This window comes from Nocardia elegans NBRC 108235, assembly GCF_001612845.1.
GTDB lineage: Bacteria > Actinomycetota > Actinomycetes > Mycobacteriales > Mycobacteriaceae > Nocardia > Nocardia nova.
On sequence record NZ_BDBF01000031.1, the window covers coordinates 90999 to 108222 of the forward strand.

Here is a 17224-nt window from a genome sequence, read left to right on the forward strand (position 1 = left end):
ACTGCGTGAGCTGCGGCGAGTTTCGGAGATCTCGCCGTGGCGCGTGGTCGTATCGATCTGCTGGGGGACCGTCGCGCTCGGCAGTGGGCTGGGGTTGGCTGCGCTGGCGGCGTGGTTGATCGCACGGGCATGGCAGATGCCGCCGGTGCTGGACCTGAGCGTCGCGGTGGTCGCCGTCCGGGCGCTGGGCATCTCGCGCGGACTGTTCCGCTATATCGAGCGGTTGGCGACCCACGACGTCGCGCTGCGCGCCATGACGACCGCCCGCACGGCGGTGTATACGGCATTGGCGCGCACCGATATCCGGTCCCTGCGACGCGTCGGCCGGACCGAGGGCGACGTCACCGGTTCGGTGGAACGCGGCGCCGGCAACGCTCTCGGCGGTGCCGGTTCGTCACCCGAGTCGTCACGGTCGGGATTCGCCGGCCCGCGCGACGCCGGTCGAGCCGAACAGCGTCGGTCTACCGGCCTGCGTCGGCCGGAAGTCGGTCGGTCGGACTCGGGCAGCGGCGCCGAGCGGGAGACCGCGCTGCTGCGCCGGGGCGATCTGCTCACCCGGATCGGCGCGGATATCGATGACCTGGGCGCCGTGATCGTGCGCGCGGTCGTCCCCATCGCGGTCGCGATCCTGCTCTCCCTCGCCGCCGTAGCCCTGCTCGCCACCATTTCCGTGCCTGCCGGGGTGATTCTGGTCGTGGCTCTGCTGGTCTCCGGGGGGTTCGCGCCCTGGCTGTCCGCGCGCGCGGCGCGCGATGCCGAACTGGCGGTGCAATCCGATCGTGCCGAATTCCGGGCCGCGGCCGTGACGGTGCTCGATCACGCTCCCGAACTGCGGGTCGCCGGTCGGCTCGACACGGCGATGACGGCCGCCGCGACGGCCGCCGAGCGCGCGGTGCGTGCCGAGGACCGGGCGGCCTCGCGCAGCGCGTGGGCGGCCGCGGCGACTCCGCTGTCGATCGGTGCCAGCGTTCTGGGCGCCCTGCTGATCGGAATCATGTTGTACGGCAACGGCTTCGGCGCGCCGGCCGAGCCGTTGCAGCCCGCACCGGCCGGTGGGATCAGCCCGATGGCCTTCGCGATCCTGGTGCTGCTGCCGTTGTCGGCGTTCGAGGCCGTGGGGGTGCTGCCCGCGGCGGCGCAGGCCCTCACCAAGGGTCGCGCCGCCCTGCGCCGCATCCGTGCCCTCGACCCGGTCGAGCCGCCGTCGCTGGCCGGCGATCCGGACAACCGTGTCGTGCCGGCCGACAGCGGCGACCTGCGTGCCCGCCTGATTCACGCGTTGCCCGACCTTCCGCCGGGCCGCCGGATCGCGGTGGTGGGCCCGAGCGGGGCGGGTAAGACCACGCTGCTGATGAGCTGGGCCGGACTGTTCGGCACCCCGCGCCCCGGCCGCACCTTCTTCGCCGAGGACGCCCACGTATTCGGCACCTCGGTCGTGGAGAACCTCCGGGTGGCCCGCGGCGACGTGACCGATGCGGAGGCCGAAAGCGCCCTGCGCGCGGTCGGTTCCGGGCCGTGGCTCGATACTCTGCCGGAGGGGCTGGAAACGGATCTGGTCGGCGGCGCGGCCGCACTCTCGGGCGGGCAACGCCGGCGTCTGCTGCTGGCGCGCGCTCTCGTCGCCCCCGCCGACACCCTGCTCCTGGACGAACCCACCGAACATATGGAGGCGGCGGCGGGCGCCGAACTGCTGCGCGCGCTGCTCGACGAAACCAGCGGTCTCGTCGACCCGGACCGCACGGTGGTCACCGTGACCCACCAGCTGCCCGCCGATCACCGCGCCGACACCGTGGTCACGGTCGCACCCGGCGGCGAGATATCGATCACTCGCCGCGTCGCCGTCTGATCCGGCGAAAACCCAGGTCGGCACCGGAATTCGGCTCTGCGAAAAATCCGTTGCAGCTCCTCGGCCGCGGCCGGTAGTTTCGTCTGTACACGGGAAAGGAGGTGGTTCGAAGAATGGATATTCAGAGGACGCGTGAGGTGGCTGCCGGTTGAGCGCCACAGCCGCGGTCCCCGTACCGCGGCCCGCTGCAGTGGATTCGGTCCCCGCGCGAGCGCTGAACTAATCCAAGGCAGTCACCCGGCCCCCGAGCCCCCGGTTTGTCCGACCGGGACCGCGAGAGATCAGATCTCCGCGGTAAGGCTCGGGGGCCGTGCTCTTTCCGCCTGAGATCAGGGCCGACGTTGCCCGGGCTCGGCTCAGCCGATGTAGCGCTGGAGGCGGGCGGAGAGGCGGGGTTTCAGGGCGCCGTCGGCTTCCACACGTTCCTCGACGTAGCCGAGGTCGCCGCCTTCGACGATGCCGTAGAGGCGTTTGGCGCCGCCGACCACCGCGCCGGACTGGCTGCGGATCACGACGTCGGTGGCCAGTTCCCAGGACGACTGGGTGAGGGCCTGGCCGTAGAAGAGTTCGACGATGCCGGAACTGTGGGTCAGCAGGAGTTCGATGACCTCGTCGTCGCCGTCGATGCCGACCCGCCAGAAGCCGCTCTCGCGCAGATCGGGGCCGGAATAGTTGCCTTCGGCGTCGATGACCCAGGAACGAGAATCCCAGGACAGATAGTCGCCACCGTCGTGGGAGACGATGATCTGCTGGCCGAAGTGGTAGTCGCCGCCGCGCTCGGGATCGTTGCCCTCGCCCTCACCGCGCCAGACGCCCACCAGCGGCAGCAGCGCGAGCATGGAGGCACTCAGATCGGGACCCAGCCGCAGATTCGCGGTGTCCTCGGGCAGCGGCAGACCCGGCAGCTGCGGAATGTTGCGGCCGCCGGTGGATTTGGCGCGCTCGGCAGCCTCGGCTACCGCCTCGTCGCCACTGCGGCGAGCCGCGTCATCGCTCTCGCGCCCCTCGGCATGCGCCTGTGAGGCGTGACCGTTGGTCGCTGCGTTTTCGACGTTCTCGCTCGCCGAATCGGTCACGACTCGGTGAAGAGCCGGTAGAGGACGTACAGCCCGAACCAGGCGATCAGCACGGAGCAGATGACCAGCAGAATCTCGAAGGTTAAGACCACATATCGGAGTTTAACGACCCGCTCGGCGAAGACGAAAACGGCCCCGGGAAAACGAATCCCGGGGCCGTTCGCGTGCGATGAGCGCAGTTTTCGGCGCGTGCCGTCGACGCTCGGCGTCGGTATTACTTGGCGACGCTCACGTCGATGTTGTGGACGCCCGCCCCTTCGGGGCTGACCTTGGCCGATCCGTTGCCGGCCGACGACAGGGCCCGGATGGTCCAGGTGCCGGGCGCGGCGAAGAAGCGGAAATCACCGGTGCCGGAGGCCACGACCTCGGCGGTGAACTCGTCGCTCGAGTCCAGCAGGCGGACGAAGGCGCCGCCTACCGGGTTACCGTCCGCATCGAGGACGCGTCCGGTGAGGACGGTCTCCTTCTCGGTGTCGACGTTGGCCGGAAGGGCCTGACCCTGGGTAGGTGCTGCACACATATCTATTTACGCTCCCAACTCGATCGGTGCACCGACGAGGGAGCCGTATTCGGTCCAGCTCCCGTCGTAGTTCTTGACGTTCTTGTGGCCCAGCAGCTCCTGCAGCACGAACCAGGTGTGCGACGAGCGCTCACCGATGCGGCAGTAGGCGATGGTCTCCTTCTCGCCGTCGAGGCCCGCTTCCTTGTAGATGGAAGCCAGTTCCTCGTCGGACTTGAAAGTGCCGTCCTCGTTCGCGGCCTTGCTCCACGGCACGTTGATGGCGCCGGGGATGTGGCCGGGACGCTGGCTCTGCTCCTGCGGCAGGTGCGCGGGAGCGAGAATCTTGCCGGAGAACTCGTCGGGCGAACGCACGTCGACGAGGTTCTTGACGCCGATGGCCTGGATGGCGTCGTCGCGGAAGGCGCGGATCGACAGGTCCTGCTCGGAGGCCTTGTAGGTGGTCGCCGGACGGGTCACCGCATCGGTCGACAGCGGGCGGGCGTCGAGCTCCCACTTCTTGCGGCCGCCGTCGAGCAGCTTCACGTTCTGGTGGCCGTAGAGCTTGAAGTACCAGTACGCGTAGGCCGCGAACCAGTTGTTGTTGCCACCGTAGAGAACGACGGTGTCGTCGTTGCCGATACCGCGGGCCGACAGCAGATCCGAGAACTGCTCCCGGTTGACGAAGTCACGCCGAACCGGATCCTGCAGATCCTTCTTCCAGTCGATCTTGACGGCACCCTCGATGTGGCCCGTGTCGTAGGCGGAGGTGTCCTCGTCGACCTCGACGATCACGACGCCGGGGGTGTTGAGGTTCTCTTCGACCCAGTCTGCGGAGACCAGGACATCGGAGCGAGCCATGTTGTTCCTTTCGATGTGACTTGCCGGGGTATGTGGAGAGATGAGTTGTGGTTCGTGGGGGCGGTCAGTTCGCCGAGTTGCTCGTCGTGACCGGGGTGCGCGCGCCGAGCCGCTGGGTCAGCGGATAGATCTTGCAGCCCAAGCAGATTCCGAACGCCGCGTTGAGGAACGCCGCGAACAGTGCGAAGGCGGTGAAGATCGCGCCCACCACGCCGGCCCCGGCCGCGAAGCCGATGAAACCGACGATCGCGAAGACGAAACCGACCAGCTGTGCGAACCGCAGCGGCGGCACCGGCTCGGTTTCGGTCGCCGGGCCGATGCGGGGCGCGACGAAGGTGGCGAAGACCCAGCCGTAGGGGCTGCGCCGCGGACCGTACAGCGCGCCGAGGGCGAACACGATCGCTTGCAGGGCGATCAGCACCGCGGCGGCGGCGGTCGAGAAGGCGGAGACGATCAGGACCAGCACGAGGACACCGGTGGTGATCCACGCCGCGAACCGCGGTCCGCGGACGTCCACCTGACCGGTGGGTGAGTTGGTGTTCTGAGGCACGGGAACTCCTGCGCTGAAGAAGGCTTATCTGGCTTATCCGGTTGCGGGTTATCCGTCAGATAGGTCGGATCACCGGGGGATCGACGAGATCTCACACGCGGTGGAGAAACCGGTCGGCGGCAGGGGATACGAAAGGCCGACCGGCTACATGCACAGGCAGCAACAACCGCCGAGGCGGCACAGATCGACTGTGCGGCGTCGGGTGAGCATCAGCTCTCGGCGGGTTTGCACGCCAAGCAGCTTACCCGGTTTCGGGAGGGAATTGGACCCGGGGTACGAAACTCGGGCGGGCGCCGGGCGCACAGACGGCGCGGGAGGCGGTTCGAGCAACGGCCGAAAAGCCCGTGTGAGCAGGAAGTTCAGGCCGCTTCGGGAACCGTCAGCGGAGCCAGTGCGCTACGCAGGTCGGTGGCCTTGGGCACACCGGAGATCCGGAACCGCTCGCGCCCGTGGGCGTCGAAGACGAACGTGGTCGGCAGCGACAGGACATTGAGCTCGCGCGCCAGGTCGGCCTCGGCGTCGATATCGACCTCGACGTCGCGGGGCGGCTGCACGGTATCGGCCAGATCGGCGACGACCCCGGCCACCACCCGCCGGACCGCTGCGCACGGACCGCACCATTCGGCGGAGAAGTGCAGGACGGTCGGCACCGCCTCGGTGACACCGACGGCGCTGAGCAGTTCGGTGCGCGAACCCGCGATCTCGGTGGTCTTGGCCGTCCGGACGCGGCCCTCGCGGTAGCGCAGGGCGATACCCGCGGCCACCCCGGCCAGCAGGACGACGGCCAGAATCGTGAGTTCAATCATGGTCGGGCAAACCTGTCCATATCAATGCGAATATTCTCCCCTTCCCCCTCCACCACGATATTGCCGCCGATGGCCTGCACCTTCTTCGGGGGCACCCCGAACGGCAGATCCTTGGTGTCGATGGTGCGGGTGAAGCGGGCCAGTACCGCGGCCTTGTCCAGGTCGGGACCCAGTTCCGCGGCGGTGGTGGTGGGCGCGGTGGTGTCGACGCCGCCGTGATAGAGGTCGGTGGCGACCAGTTTGATCTGATCTCCGTCGAGGAACAGATCGGCCTTCACGCTCACCCGGTCGGTACTGCGGGTCTCCGGGCCGAGCTGGATGGTGCCGGTGAGGACCAGGGCGCCCTGGGTGGTCATGCCCGAGCCGCCGGAACCACCGGTGCCGTCGGATTTGTCGGCCGGGCGGGTGACCACCTCGAGGTCCGGAATGTTGAACAGCCGCCCCAGCTCGACCGGTTCGATCCGCATCCGGCCTGCCACCTGGTCGACCATCACCGAGCGCATGTCGTTGTCCACCAGATCGTGCATCGACAGATGGACACCGTTCAGGGTGGCTTCGACCAGGATCTCGCCGGGAATGTCGGGGCGGTTGGCGCGCGCCCGGATCTCGAGGTTGCGGTAGTCGCCGCGTGCGGTCTGGGCCAGGAACGGGAAGCCGTGAATGGTCACTTCGGGGTCGGCGCTGAGTTCACCGCCGGCGCGCAGCGACCGCGATACCCGGTACTCCGAGTAGGCCGCCGCAGTGAAATCGACCACTACGGCGATCGCGACCACCAGCAGCAGCCCGACGATCAGTTTTCTCATCCACAAGCTCCGAGTTCAGGCCGTCCGTGCGCGCGCGGAACACTGCGGTCGCGCGCGGAGGGGTACGAGGCGTGGGCGTCTCGAGGAGAGGCTACCCGGTACGAAGATATCTGCCCGGACTACGCGGGCGCGCGGGCGTGGGCGCGGCGGCGGCCATCACCGCTGGTCTCCGCGCGGGTGCGGCGGAGTGCGCAATACATGATCGGCGCCCCGCACGCGCTAATGTAGGCACGAATTACCTGTGCCGACGCGCATGGATTCGCGATTGACGTCGAGGTTGCCCGCGGACATGCCAGATTGGGAGGAGAGCCGGTGGAGCTGCTCCTGCTGACCTCCGATCCGAACCCGGAAGCTGTGCTGCCGTCCCTGGCGCTGCTCCCGCACAATGTGCGGCCCGCGCCCACCGAGGTGGCATCGCTGCTCGAGGCGGGTACCGCGGATGTGGCTCTGGTCGATGCCCGCACCGATCTGGCCGCCGCGCGCGGACTGTGCAGACTGCTCGGCAGCACCGGCTCCTCGGTGCCGGTGGTGGCGGTGCTGACCGAGGGCGGTCTGGTCGCGGTCAATGCCGATTGGGGACTGGACGACATCCTGCTGCCGGGAACCGGCCCGGCCGAACTCGATGCCCGGCTGCGCCTGCTGGTCGCCCGCAACGGCGGCGCGGCCAGCCCGGAGAACACCGGCAAGATCACGCTCGGCGAACTGGTCATCGACGAGGGCACCTACACCGCGCGGTTGCGCGGCCGCCCGCTCGATCTGACCTACAAGGAATTCGAGCTGCTGAAATATCTCGCCCAGCACGCCGGCCGGGTCTTCACCCGCGCTCAGTTGCTGCAGGAGGTCTGGGGTTACGACTTCTTCGGCGGCACTCGCACGGTCGACGTCCATGTTCGGCGGTTGCGAGCCAAACTCGGCAGCGAGTACGAATCCCTGATCGGCACCGTCCGAAACGTCGGTTACAAGGCGGTTCGCCCGGCGCGCTCGGCCAACAACAAGGGCGGCGAGCCGGCGGCCGGCCTCCCGGACGAGGGCGACGACGGCGCCGACGACTCGCAGCTGACGCAGGTCAACGGCAGCCCGTCCTGAGGTCGGTGACGGGCCTGAGCGGGCCGGGATGCGATGGACGAGCGGGATGCCGGTGTGGTTGGCCGCGGCACGAACGATCGGCCCGCGAAAACGGTTGCGCCGAAACGAAACCGGCCGCTGAGACAGCCGGCCGCCGCGGGCGGGAATCAGGGCGGTAGCCGAGCAGGTTCTGGGAGGGGCCGATTGCCGCAAGTGCCGGTTGTCGGCGGACGTGAACGAATGAGCGAGGGATGGGTGTGAGCGTGCAGGTGCCGGACTGGACCACCGAATTGGCCCCAGCGACCGCGGCGCAGATCGTGGAGCTGGTGGAACGCGCGGGTGCCGCCGACGCGGTCGCGCCGATTTCCGAACAGGCGGTGCTCTCGGTGACCGCATCCGCGTCGGCCGCGCAAGGCGATGCCGATGCCGATGCGGCGACCGGCCGGACGCGGCATCTGGTCGTCGAGCGTGACGGCGAACTCGTCGCGTACGCGAATCTCGTTCCGGCACACGGTGATCACCCGGCGATGGCCGAGGCCGTGGTGGATCCGCGGGCGCGCGGGCGCGGTATCGGCGCGACGCTCGTCGCGGCGGCCCTGCAAGCGGGTGGTCCGGGTGCGCGGATCTGGGCGCACGGCAATCTGGCGCCGGCGCGGGCGGTCGCCGGCCGGCTCGGGCTGACGATCGCACGCGAGTTGTGGCAGATGCGGCGGCCCCTGACACAGGCCCCGGAGGGCGATCAGGCAACCGTAGAGCTACCCGAGCTGGAGGTACCTGCCGACATCGTGCTGCGGACCTATGCCGGGCCCGCCGACGACGCGGAGATCCTGCGGGTCAACAACGCCGCCTTCCACTGGCATCCCGAACAGGGCGGCTGGACCGAGGCCGAGATCGCGGTCCGGCGGGCGGCGCCCTGGTTCGACCCGAAGGGCCTGTTCATCGCCGCCGATCCCGCGGATCCCAGCCATATCCTGGGTTTTCACTGGACCAAGGTGCACGAGCCGGACGAGACCTCGGACGCGGTCGGCGAGGTCTACGTGGTGGCCATCGACCCGGCTGCGCAGGGCCGCGGACTAGGACGCGTGCTGACCCTCGCCGGCCTGCACTACCTGCGCGATCGGGGACTCGGCGCGGTGATCCTCTATACCGAGGCCGACAACACCGCGGCTGTGCACACCTACACTCGTCTCGGGTTCGAAACGGCCCATATCGACGCCGCCTACACCGCGCGTTGATACCCTCGCAGTAACACTGCGGCAAATCTCACAGGTTCGAACCGCAATCGCGCCGGGTTGTTCACTCTGCGTTCACTTGCCCAGGTCCCACTGTCAACCGGACGAATCTACTTTGATCGTGGGCGGCATTCGCTGCTCGGTGCGCAAGTTCTCTGCGAACGGCCACCCACAGGACCCGTCCGGTCGTTGAGGGATCGGGCGTGTACGAAGCGTTTCCCGGAGGAACAGGTGAATTTCAAGCGCAGCGGCGCTCTCCTCGGTGTGCTGGCGGCTGCCGGCACTCTGACACTGACTGCCTGTGGTAGCGACGACAACTCGGCCGCGACCGGTAACACCACCAAGGTCGATGTGGCCTGCGGTGGAAAGAAGGCTCTCAAGGCCAGCGGATCCTCCGCTCAGAAGAACGCGATGGACCGCTTCATCGCCGCCTACGAGCAGAACTGCGACGGCGCCAAGCTGGACTACACCTCCAGCGGCTCCGGCGCCGGCGTGAACGAGTTCGTCGGCGGCCAGACCGATTTCGGTGGTTCGGACTCCGCTCTGGACCCGAAGAAAGACGAGCCGAAGAGGGCCGCCGATCGTTGTGGCGCACCGGCTTGGAACCTGCCGACGGTCTTCGGTCCGATCGCCATCACCTACAACCTCGACGGTGTCACCAACCTGACCCTCGACGGCCCGACGGCGGCGAAGATCTTCAACGGCACCATCACCAAGTGGGACGACCCGGCGATCAAGGGCCTGAACCAGGGCGTGAACCTGCCGTCGGACGAGATCCACGTGATCTTCCGCAGTGACGAGTCGGGCACCACCGACAACTTCCAGCGCTACCTGGACGCCGCCTCCAACGGCGCGTGGGGCAAGGGCGCGGGCAAGGCGTTCGCCGGCGGTGTCGGCGAGGGTGCGAAGGGCAACGAGGGCACCTCGGCCGCCATCAAGAGCACCAAGGGCTCCATCACGTACAACGAGTGGTCCTTCGCGCGGTCGCAGAACCTGTCCACCGCGCAGATCATCACCGATGCCGCCGTGAAGCCGGTGGCGCTCAACACCGAGTCGGCCGGTAAGGCCATCGCCGCCGCGAAGATCGTCGGTCAGGGCAACGACCTGATCATCGACACCAACTCGTTCTACAAGCCGACCGATCCGGGCGCCTACCCGATCATGCTGGCCACCTACGAGATCGTGTGCTCGAAGTACGCCGACGCCGACACCGGCAAAGCCGTCAAGGCGTTCCTGACCTCGGCGATCACCAACGGTCAGAACGGACTCGAGGACTCCGGCTACGTGCCGATCCCGGATGCGTTCAAGACCAAGCTGACCACCGCGATCAACGCCATCTCCTGATTGCGAAACCCTGATGACCGTCCACGACGAAGTCACCGCCGCGGGCCAGTCGGATTCGACCGGCCCGCGGACGGGCACCGAAGTCCCGCCGGGAGATACTTCCTCCATGCCGAGTGAGTCGAGCAACAAGCCGGCCGGTCGCATCACCGGCGGCCACAGCCGCCGGGGGGAGACCGTTTTCCGTTCCCTGGCCACGGCCGCCGGGGCGACGATCGTCGCGGCGATCGCGCTCATCGCGCTGTTTCTGCTGATTCGCGCGGTGCCGTCGGTAGCGGCGAACAAGGCGAACTTCTTCACCAGTGCCGAGTTCAACGTCACCAATGCCGACAACATGCACTTCGGCATTCGCGACCTGTTCATGGTCACGGTGCTGAGTTCGCTGCTGGCATTGCTGATCGCCGTGCCGCTCGGCGTCGGTATCGCGTTGTTCCTGACGCAGTACGCGCCGAAGGTCCTCTCGCGTCCGTTCGCGATGCTGGTCGATCTGCTCGCGGCGGTGCCTTCGATCGTGTTCGGTCTGTGGGGTTTCCTGGTGCTGGCCCAGAAGCTGGCGCCCTTCGAACAATTCCTCAACGACAAATTGGGCTGGTTCTTCCTGTTCAAGGAAGGCAACGTCTCCATCAGCGGCGGTGGCACGATCTTCACCGCCGGTGTCGTGCTCGCGGTGATGATCCTGCCGATCATCACCTCGGTCAGCCGCGAGGTCTTCCACCTGACTCCCCGCGCGCACATCGAGGCCGCGCAGGCTCTGGGTGCCACCAAGTGGGAGGTGGTGCGGATGACCGTGCTGCCGTACGGCCGCAGCGGTGTGATCGCCGGTTCCATGCTGGGGCTCGGCCGCGCGCTGGGTGAAACCATCGCGGTGCTGATCGTGCTGCGCACCGCCGCCTCGGCCGGCCACTGGTCGCTGTTCGACGGTGGCTACACCTTCGCCTCCAAGATCGCCTCGGCGGCTTCGGAATTCAGCCAGGCGCTGCCGACCGGCGCCTATATCGCGGCGGGCTTCGTACTGTTCGCGTTGACCTTTGTCGTCAATGCCCTGGCTCGGATCGCCGCCGGCGGGAAGGTGAACGGGTGATGACCACCACACTGGACAAGCCGATCAAGGCGCCCACGTTCCGCCACGTGAGCATGGGCCGAAAGGTCCGCAACAACCTCGCCACCTCGGTCATGTGGCTGTGCTTCGGCATCGCGCTGGTCCCGCTGTGCTGGGTGCTGATCCTGGTGCTGAGCAAGGGTTTCCACGCGATCGTCAGCAGTGGCTGGTGGTCCAAGTCGCAGAAGGGCGTGCTGCCCGACCAGTTCGCGGGCGGTGTGTACCACGCGATCTACGGGACGATCGTGCAATCCGCGGTGGCCGCGGTGATCGCGGTGCCGCTGGGCATCATGGCCGCCGTGTATCTGGTCGAATACGGCCGTGGCTGGCTGGCGAAGACGACCACCTTCATGGTCGACATCCTCGCCGGTGTGCCCTCGATCGTGGCCGCGCTGTTCGTCTTCGCGCTGTGGATCGCCACCTTCGGTTTCCCGCAGTCGGCCTTCGCGGTGTCGCTGGCACTGGTGCTCCTGATGTTGCCGGTGGTGGTGCGCAGTACCGAGGAAATGCTCAAACTCGTGCCCGACGAATTACGCGAGGCCTCCTACGCACTGGGCATCCCGAAATGGAAGACGATCCTGCGGATCGTCGTGCCGACCGCTCTGCCCGGCATGATCAGCGGTATGTTGCTGGCGGTCGCCCGCGTCATGGGTGAGACCGCGCCGGTGCTGGTCCTCGTCGGCTACTCGAAGTCGATCAACTCCAACATCTTCAACGGAAATATGGCGTCGCTGCCGCTGATGATCTACCAGGAACTGGCCAACCCGGAAGCGGCCGGCCGGATGCGAGTGTGGGGCGCGTCGCTGACGCTGATCCTGATCATCGCCCTGCTGTACATCGGCGCGGCCGTGGTCAACAAACTGCTCACGCGGAATCGATAGAAGCGAACGGAATACGACAATGGCCAAGCGGATCGACGTCAAAGATCTCAACATCTATTACGGCAAATTCCACGCCGTATCCGATGTGTCGCTGACCGTGTTGCCGCGCAGCGTCACCGCTTTCATCGGCCCGTCCGGTTGCGGTAAGTCGACGGTGCTGCGTTCGCTCAACCGCATGCACGAGGTGACTCCGAACGCCCGCGTCGAGGGCGCGGTGCTGCTCGACGGTGAGGACATCTACGGCTCCGCGGTCGACCCGGTCGGCGTGCGGCGGACCATCGGCATGGTGTTCCAGCGGCCGAACCCGTTCCCCACCATGTCGATTCGCGACAATGTGGTGGCCGGGCTGAAGCTGCAAGGGGTGCGCAACCGCAAGGAGCTCGACGAGGTCGCCGAGCGCTCGCTGCGTGGCGCCAACCTGTGGAACGAGGTGAAGGATCGCCTCGACAAGCCCGGTGGTGGCCTGTCCGGCGGTCAGCAGCAGCGTCTGTGCATCGCCCGGGCGATCGCGGTCTCGCCCGATGTGCTGCTGATGGACGAGCCGTGTTCGGCGCTGGACCCCATCTCCACGCTCGCGATCGAGGACCTGATCTCCGAGCTGAAGAAGGAGTACACGATCGTCATCGTCACCCACAACATGCAGCAGGCCGCGCGTGTGAGTGACCAGACGGCGTTCTTCAACCTGGAAGCCCAGGGCAAGCCCGGCAAGCTCATCGAAATCGACGAGACCGAGCGGATCTTCTCCAACCCCACCCAGAAGGCGACCGAGGACTACATCTCCGGCCGCTTCGGATAGGTTCTCCGAACTTTCTGATCGCGGGCTGAGTCCCTCCGCGTTTCGAAACCCCGTCCCTGGTGGACGGGGTTTTCTCATGGCATGCAGCGGTGGGCATGGCGCGTATCACATAGTCGGCCGGGATGTGTGCTCGCTCATCTCATACCGTAGTCGGTTGTCTGACACTTGTGGTAACAGTTATCTTCCTCCTGAACTAAACCGATCGTTATAGTCAGGAGGCGGGATGTCGGTGTCAACGGCGAGACCTGTAGCCCAGCGGGGGATTCCGATCGCGACGCGCATGCGTATTTTCGCGTTGGTCGCGATCTGTCTGGCCGAACTGCTGGTCGTACTGGACAACACGCTGGTCAATGTGGCCCTGCCGTCGATGGCGGTGCAGTTGCGGGCCCGGATGAGCGGGCTGCAGTGGATCGTGGACGCGTTCACCTTGGCCTTCGCCGGGCTGCTGTTGCCGCTCGGCCATCTCGGTGACCGCTACGGCCGCCGCCGGCTGATGATCATCGGCCTGGCGGGTGTGGCCGTCATGTCGGCCGCCGGTGCGATGTCCTCGGGCCTCGGCCAGGTGATCGCCGCGCGGGCCGGCATGGGCGTCTTCGCCGCCGCGGTGTTCCCGGCGACGCTGGCCCTGATCATCAACCTGTTCCCGGAGACGCGCGCTCGGGCCGCGGCCATCGCGCTGTGGACCGCCATGGCCGGTGTCGCGGTGGCGATCGGGCCGGTGACCGGCGGCTGGCTGCTCGAATACTTCAGTTGGCACGCCGTGTTCTGGATCAATGTGCCGATCGCCGCGATCACGATCGCGGCAGTGCTCGTCGTCGTCCCGGAATCGCGGGCCGATCACAGCGGCCGGCTCGACGTGCTCGGTATCGGCCTCTCGCTGGTGGCGGTCACGACGCTGGTGTGGACGATCATCGAGGCTCCGAAGCACGGCTGGCTGTCCGGGCGCAGCGTCGGCGGCTACGCGCTCTCGCTGATTCTGCTTGCGCTGTATGTGATCTGGGAGTTGCGGGTGGAATCACCAGTGCTGAACATGCGGCTGTTCCGGATCCGGCGTTTCTCGATCCCGGCCCTGGCGATCACCGTCTCCTACTTCTGCGCCTTCGGATTCCTGTTCCTGATCACCCAGTACTTCCAGGGTGTGAAGGAATTGAGCGCGCTCGAATTCGGCATCCACTCACTGCCTTTCGCGGCCGCGGTGGGCTTCGGCGCGCCCGTGGCGACGCTGGCCGCGCAGCGCATCGGCACCACCGCCACCGTCGTGTGCGGCCTGCTCCTGCTGGCCGCCGGCATGTTCTTCGCGGGCCGGGTGACCGTCGAAACGCCCTATCTGGGAACGGTTCTGGTCTCGATGGTCCTGATGGGTGTCGGCTTCGGCGTCGTGCAGGGACCGGCCACCGAATCCATCATGGGCGCCGTGCCGATCGAGGAGGCGGGCGCCGGATCGGCGGTCAACGACACCACCCGCGAGGTGGGCGGCACCCTCGGCGTCGCCGTTCTCGGCTCGATCATGACCTCGGTCTACACCGGTCGAGTCGGGGCCCGCATCGACGCGATCCCGGACGCGATCATGAATCCGACGCAGAAGAGCCTGGCCCGCGACACCCCCATCAGCGTGCTGGAAATCGTCAAGGCGCCGATCAGCCCGTTCTTCGCCGGTGCGAAAGCCGATCTGGTGCATGCCATGAAGGTGGCCGCCCTGGCCGGCTCGACGGCCGCATCCTGGGCGGCGGTCGGGGCCCTGCTGGTCTGCGCGGTGCTCGTCGCGGTGCTGTTGCCGTGGAAGCCCGAGCGCGGCGCGTCGTTACTGCTGGGCCGAACCTCGGCGGAAGTTCCGGTGACGGTGGGCCTCCGCGCGGAGGACACCCCGGCGAAGGCCGAAACCGTCAGCGGCACATAACAGCTCGCCGCCCGTCCGCGTGCCGGACGGGCAGCGGCCTCTGCCCGGACAGTATGTCAACGGGCCAACTGATTTCGCGAGTACATGGGTAACTCACCGGGGACGTCCAGTACGCGACGCTCACCCGACCGCCGCCCCGATGCCGAAGCCCACACGCACCCGACGACACGCAAAAGACCCGGAGAGGCGGAACCGGTTCAGATCTTCTCGGTTTCGGCATCCGGGTCGGGCGGCAGCACGCCGGTCACGAGGAAGACGACCCGGCGGCCGATCTCGACCGCGTGGTCGGCGAAGCGCTCGTAGTAGCGGCCCAGCAGCGTGACATCGACGGCGGCGGCCACGCCGTACTTCCATTCCCGGTCCATCAGCAGCGAGAACAGGTGGCGATGCAGATCGTCCATCGCCTCGTCGTCCTCGTTGAGCTGCGCGGCCCGCTCCGGATCGCGCGTCTCCAGGACCTCCTTGGCGGCGGCGCCCATATTCACCGCGATGCGGCCCATCTCGGCGAAGTAGCCGTTCACCGATTCCGGGAGCGCGTGGTTCGGGTGCCGGCGCCGGGCCACCTTGGCCACGTGCAGCGCCAGCACACCCATCCGATTCACATCGGAGACGATCTGGATGGCGCTCACCACCTGCCGCAGGTCACCGGCCACCGGCGCCTGCAGCGCCAGCAGTGCGAACGCCTTCTCCTCGGCCTGCGCGATCATCTCGGCGATCCGGTCGTACTCGGTGATCACCTGTTCGGCCAACACGATGTCGGCCTGCAGCAGCGACTGGGTCGCCCGCTCCATGGCCGAGCCGGCCAGTCCGGCCATCTCACCCAGAAGATCGGCGAGTTCGGCCATTTGTTCGTTGTAGATGACACGCATGAAACCAAAGACTAGTTCCCGGCTCTGACCAAGTCACGAACGGTGGGTGAATCGTCGGTGCCGGTGCGATCGGCGATGTCGCCGCAGGTGAGCGCGGCTCACTTGCAGAGGTCGTCGCCCGCGTTGACGTGTTCCAGGTCGGAGGGGAGAGTGACCGGCGTCGCGGCGGCATCGGTGGCTCCGGCAGGGGCGGGAACCGGCGACCCGAACGCGGTCGGCGTGCCGACGGTGCCGGCGAAGTCCGCGCCGAGCGCCACCTCCACGATGCTGCCCAGACCCGAGGCCACGGCCAGCTTCGCGCCGGGCAACGCCGAGGCGACCGTCGCGGCCTCGGCCTCGTGACCGGCCGAATAGCGGACGGTGGTGGTGTCGATCGTGCCGCCGGAATAGTTGCCGACGTTGTAGATCTGGAAGCCGTCGGCCGCGAATTTCGTCGCCGCCGTACTCGCCACGCCGGTCAGTCCGGAACCGTTGGAGACCTGCACCGACACCGTGCTCGGATCCACGGCGGTCAGCTGCGGCGGGGCCGGAGCCTGAGCGGGTTTGGACGGCTCCGGCGCCTTCTTCTCACCCGGCAGCGGCTGGTCGTCGATGATCGCCTGGAAGATCGCCTTGATATCCGATTCCCGCGGGATCTCGTTGCCGTAGGAGGTGGTGCCCGCGGTCGGCACCGTCAGGAACGTGATCGCGCCCGCGCTCACCTTCTGCAGTGAGCGGCCCAGCATCAGCAGATCCTTGGTGTTGACGTTGTCCATGAAGGCATGGCTGCTGAACGCGCCGATGAAGCCGTTGAGTTTGCCGATGTCGAAGAGCACCTTCGACGACAGGGCACTGCGCAGCAGCGAGGACAGGAACAGCTGCTGGCGGTGGATGCGGTCGTAGTCGCTGCGCTCCTCACCCTGCACGTGGCGAGCGCGGACGTAGTCCAGCGCGGTCGGGCCGTTGAGGATCTGGCGGCCCGGATTCGGCAGCACCGTGCCGAGCTCCTCGTCGACCAGCGGGCGGTTGGTGCACACCTCGACCCCGCCGATGGTGTCGACCATCGACTGGAAACCGCTGAAGTCGATGCCGACGAAGTGGCTGATCTTCAGGCCGGACAGTCGCTGAATCACCTTGGTCAGGCATTTCGGACCACCCAGGGCATAGGTGGCGTTGAGCTTGTCGCCGATCGCGGAGGGGAATTTCGCGTCGGTGTATTTGGCCTTCTCGTTGTCCCAGCCCTCGCATTCGGGACGGCTGACGTCGAGGTCGCGGGGGAACGAGACCGCCACCACGCGGGAGCGGTTCGCCGGGATGTGCACCAGCATCACGGTGTCGGACCGGGCGCCCTCGGCATCGTCGGTGGTGCCGGCGCCGAGCTGGCTGTCCACGCCGGCGCGGGTGTCGGTGCCCACGATGAGGAAGTTCTCGTCACCGGTCTGGCCGCCGGGATCGACGATGTCGGTGGAATCCTCGTCCAACGCCGACACCTGGGTGAAACCGTTGTCGGTGGCGCGCAGATAGTTCCAGCCGACGCCGGTCATGACGAGGGCCAGCACCGCACACATCGAGGTGGTCACCCGGGCCGCGAGCCGAGCGCGCCGCCGCCGGCGCTGCCTGCTCG

General features: G+C 67.5%; 16 protein-coding genes. 8 read left to right on the top strand and 8 right to left on the bottom strand.

Annotation, left to right across the window (positions count from 1 at the left end; translation table 11 throughout):
• Window positions 1-10: 10 nt before the first annotated feature.
• A complete protein-coding gene (gene cydC, locus NE2_RS22110; RefSeq protein ID WP_425438032.1) occupies window positions 11-1846 on the top strand; it encodes a thiol reductant ABC exporter subunit CydC in 1836 nt (611 codons plus the stop codon).
• A 356-nt stretch (window positions 1847-2202) separates the two neighbouring features.
• Here cydC and NE2_RS22115 read toward each other — a convergent pair whose 3' ends face one another.
• The 6 genes from NE2_RS22115 to NE2_RS22140 form a co-directional block, all read right to left on the bottom strand.
• Entirely contained in the window at window positions 2203-2922 is a 720-nt protein-coding gene (locus tag NE2_RS22115; protein ID WP_030517440.1) for a heme-binding beta-barrel domain-containing protein, read from the bottom strand.
• 214 nt (window positions 2923-3136) lie between these two features.
• Entirely contained in the window at window positions 3137-3442 is a 306-nt protein-coding gene (locus NE2_RS22120) for a DUF1416 domain-containing protein (RefSeq protein WP_063018085.1), read from the bottom strand.
• A 6-nt stretch (window positions 3443-3448) separates the two neighbouring features.
• The gene (locus NE2_RS22125) at window positions 3449-4282 is read right to left on the bottom strand and encodes a sulfurtransferase (RefSeq protein WP_063018087.1); all 834 of its coding nucleotides are present in this window, start codon (window positions 4280-4282) and stop codon (window positions 3449-3451) included.
• A 64-nt stretch (window positions 4283-4346) separates the two neighbouring features.
• Complete coding sequence (locus NE2_RS22130) at window positions 4347-4832, bottom strand: DUF4395 domain-containing protein (protein ID WP_063029006.1); 486 nt, start codon at window positions 4830-4832, stop codon at window positions 4347-4349.
• Window positions 4833-5191: 359 nt separating this feature from the next.
• Window positions 5192-5638 (bottom strand): thioredoxin family protein, encoded by a 447-nt coding sequence (locus NE2_RS22135; RefSeq protein ID WP_063018091.1) that lies wholly within the window; start codon window positions 5636-5638, stop codon window positions 5192-5194.
• The gene (locus tag NE2_RS22140) at window positions 5635-6441 is read right to left on the bottom strand and encodes an LmeA family phospholipid-binding protein (RefSeq protein WP_030517446.1); all 807 of its coding nucleotides are present in this window, start codon (window positions 6439-6441) and stop codon (window positions 5635-5637) included. Before NE2_RS22140 ends, NE2_RS22135 begins: the two co-directional genes overlap by 4 nt.
• Before the next feature lie 312 nt (window positions 6442-6753).
• Between NE2_RS22140 and NE2_RS22145 the strand changes: the two genes are divergently transcribed.
• The 7 genes from NE2_RS22145 to NE2_RS22175 all read left to right on the top strand — a co-directional run bounded on the left by NE2_RS22145 (window position 6754) and on the right by NE2_RS22175 (window position 14752).
• Window positions 6754-7527, top strand: a complete 774-nt coding sequence (locus tag NE2_RS22145) for a winged helix-turn-helix transcriptional regulator (RefSeq protein WP_063029008.1) — start codon at window positions 6754-6756, stop codon at window positions 7525-7527.
• Window positions 7528-7757: 230 nt separating this feature from the next.
• Entirely contained in the window at window positions 7758-8741 is a 984-nt protein-coding gene (mshD, locus tag NE2_RS22150; RefSeq protein WP_063029010.1) for a mycothiol synthase, read from the top strand.
• A 228-nt stretch (window positions 8742-8969) separates the two neighbouring features.
• Window positions 8970-10082, top strand: coding sequence for a phosphate ABC transporter substrate-binding protein PstS (pstS, locus tag NE2_RS22155; RefSeq protein ID WP_063029012.1), 1113 nt, complete (start codon window positions 8970-8972; stop codon window positions 10080-10082).
• Between the two features lie 106 nt (window positions 10083-10188).
• On the top strand, window positions 10189-11160 hold the full coding sequence (pstC, locus tag NE2_RS22160) for a phosphate ABC transporter permease subunit PstC (RefSeq protein WP_063029052.1): 972 nt from the start codon (window positions 10189-10191) through the stop codon (window positions 11158-11160).
• A complete protein-coding gene (gene pstA, locus NE2_RS22165; RefSeq protein ID WP_063029014.1) occupies window positions 11160-12059 on the top strand; it encodes a phosphate ABC transporter permease PstA in 900 nt (299 codons plus the stop codon). Before pstC ends, pstA begins: the two co-directional genes overlap by 1 nt.
• A gap of 19 nt (window positions 12060-12078) precedes the next feature.
• Window positions 12079-12855 carry a phosphate ABC transporter ATP-binding protein PstB gene (gene pstB, locus NE2_RS22170; RefSeq protein ID WP_036497807.1) on the top strand — a complete coding sequence of 259 codons (777 nt, stop codon included), beginning with the start codon at window positions 12079-12081 and terminating at the stop codon, window positions 12853-12855.
• Between the two features lie 280 nt (window positions 12856-13135).
• On the top strand, window positions 13136-14752 hold the full coding sequence (locus NE2_RS22175) for an MFS transporter (RefSeq protein ID WP_063909451.1): 1617 nt from the start codon (window positions 13136-13138) through the stop codon (window positions 14750-14752).
• 197 nt (window positions 14753-14949) lie between these two features.
• On the opposite strand, the gene phoU is transcribed toward NE2_RS22175, so the two are convergent.
• The gene (gene phoU, locus NE2_RS22180; RefSeq protein WP_030517454.1) at window positions 14950-15621 is read right to left on the bottom strand and encodes a phosphate signaling complex protein PhoU; all 672 of its coding nucleotides are present in this window, start codon (window positions 15619-15621) and stop codon (window positions 14950-14952) included.
• Between the two features lie 98 nt (window positions 15622-15719).
• Window positions 15720-17224: LCP family protein (locus NE2_RS22185; RefSeq protein WP_084494238.1), on the bottom strand; the 1505-nt coding region annotated here is incomplete at its 5' end.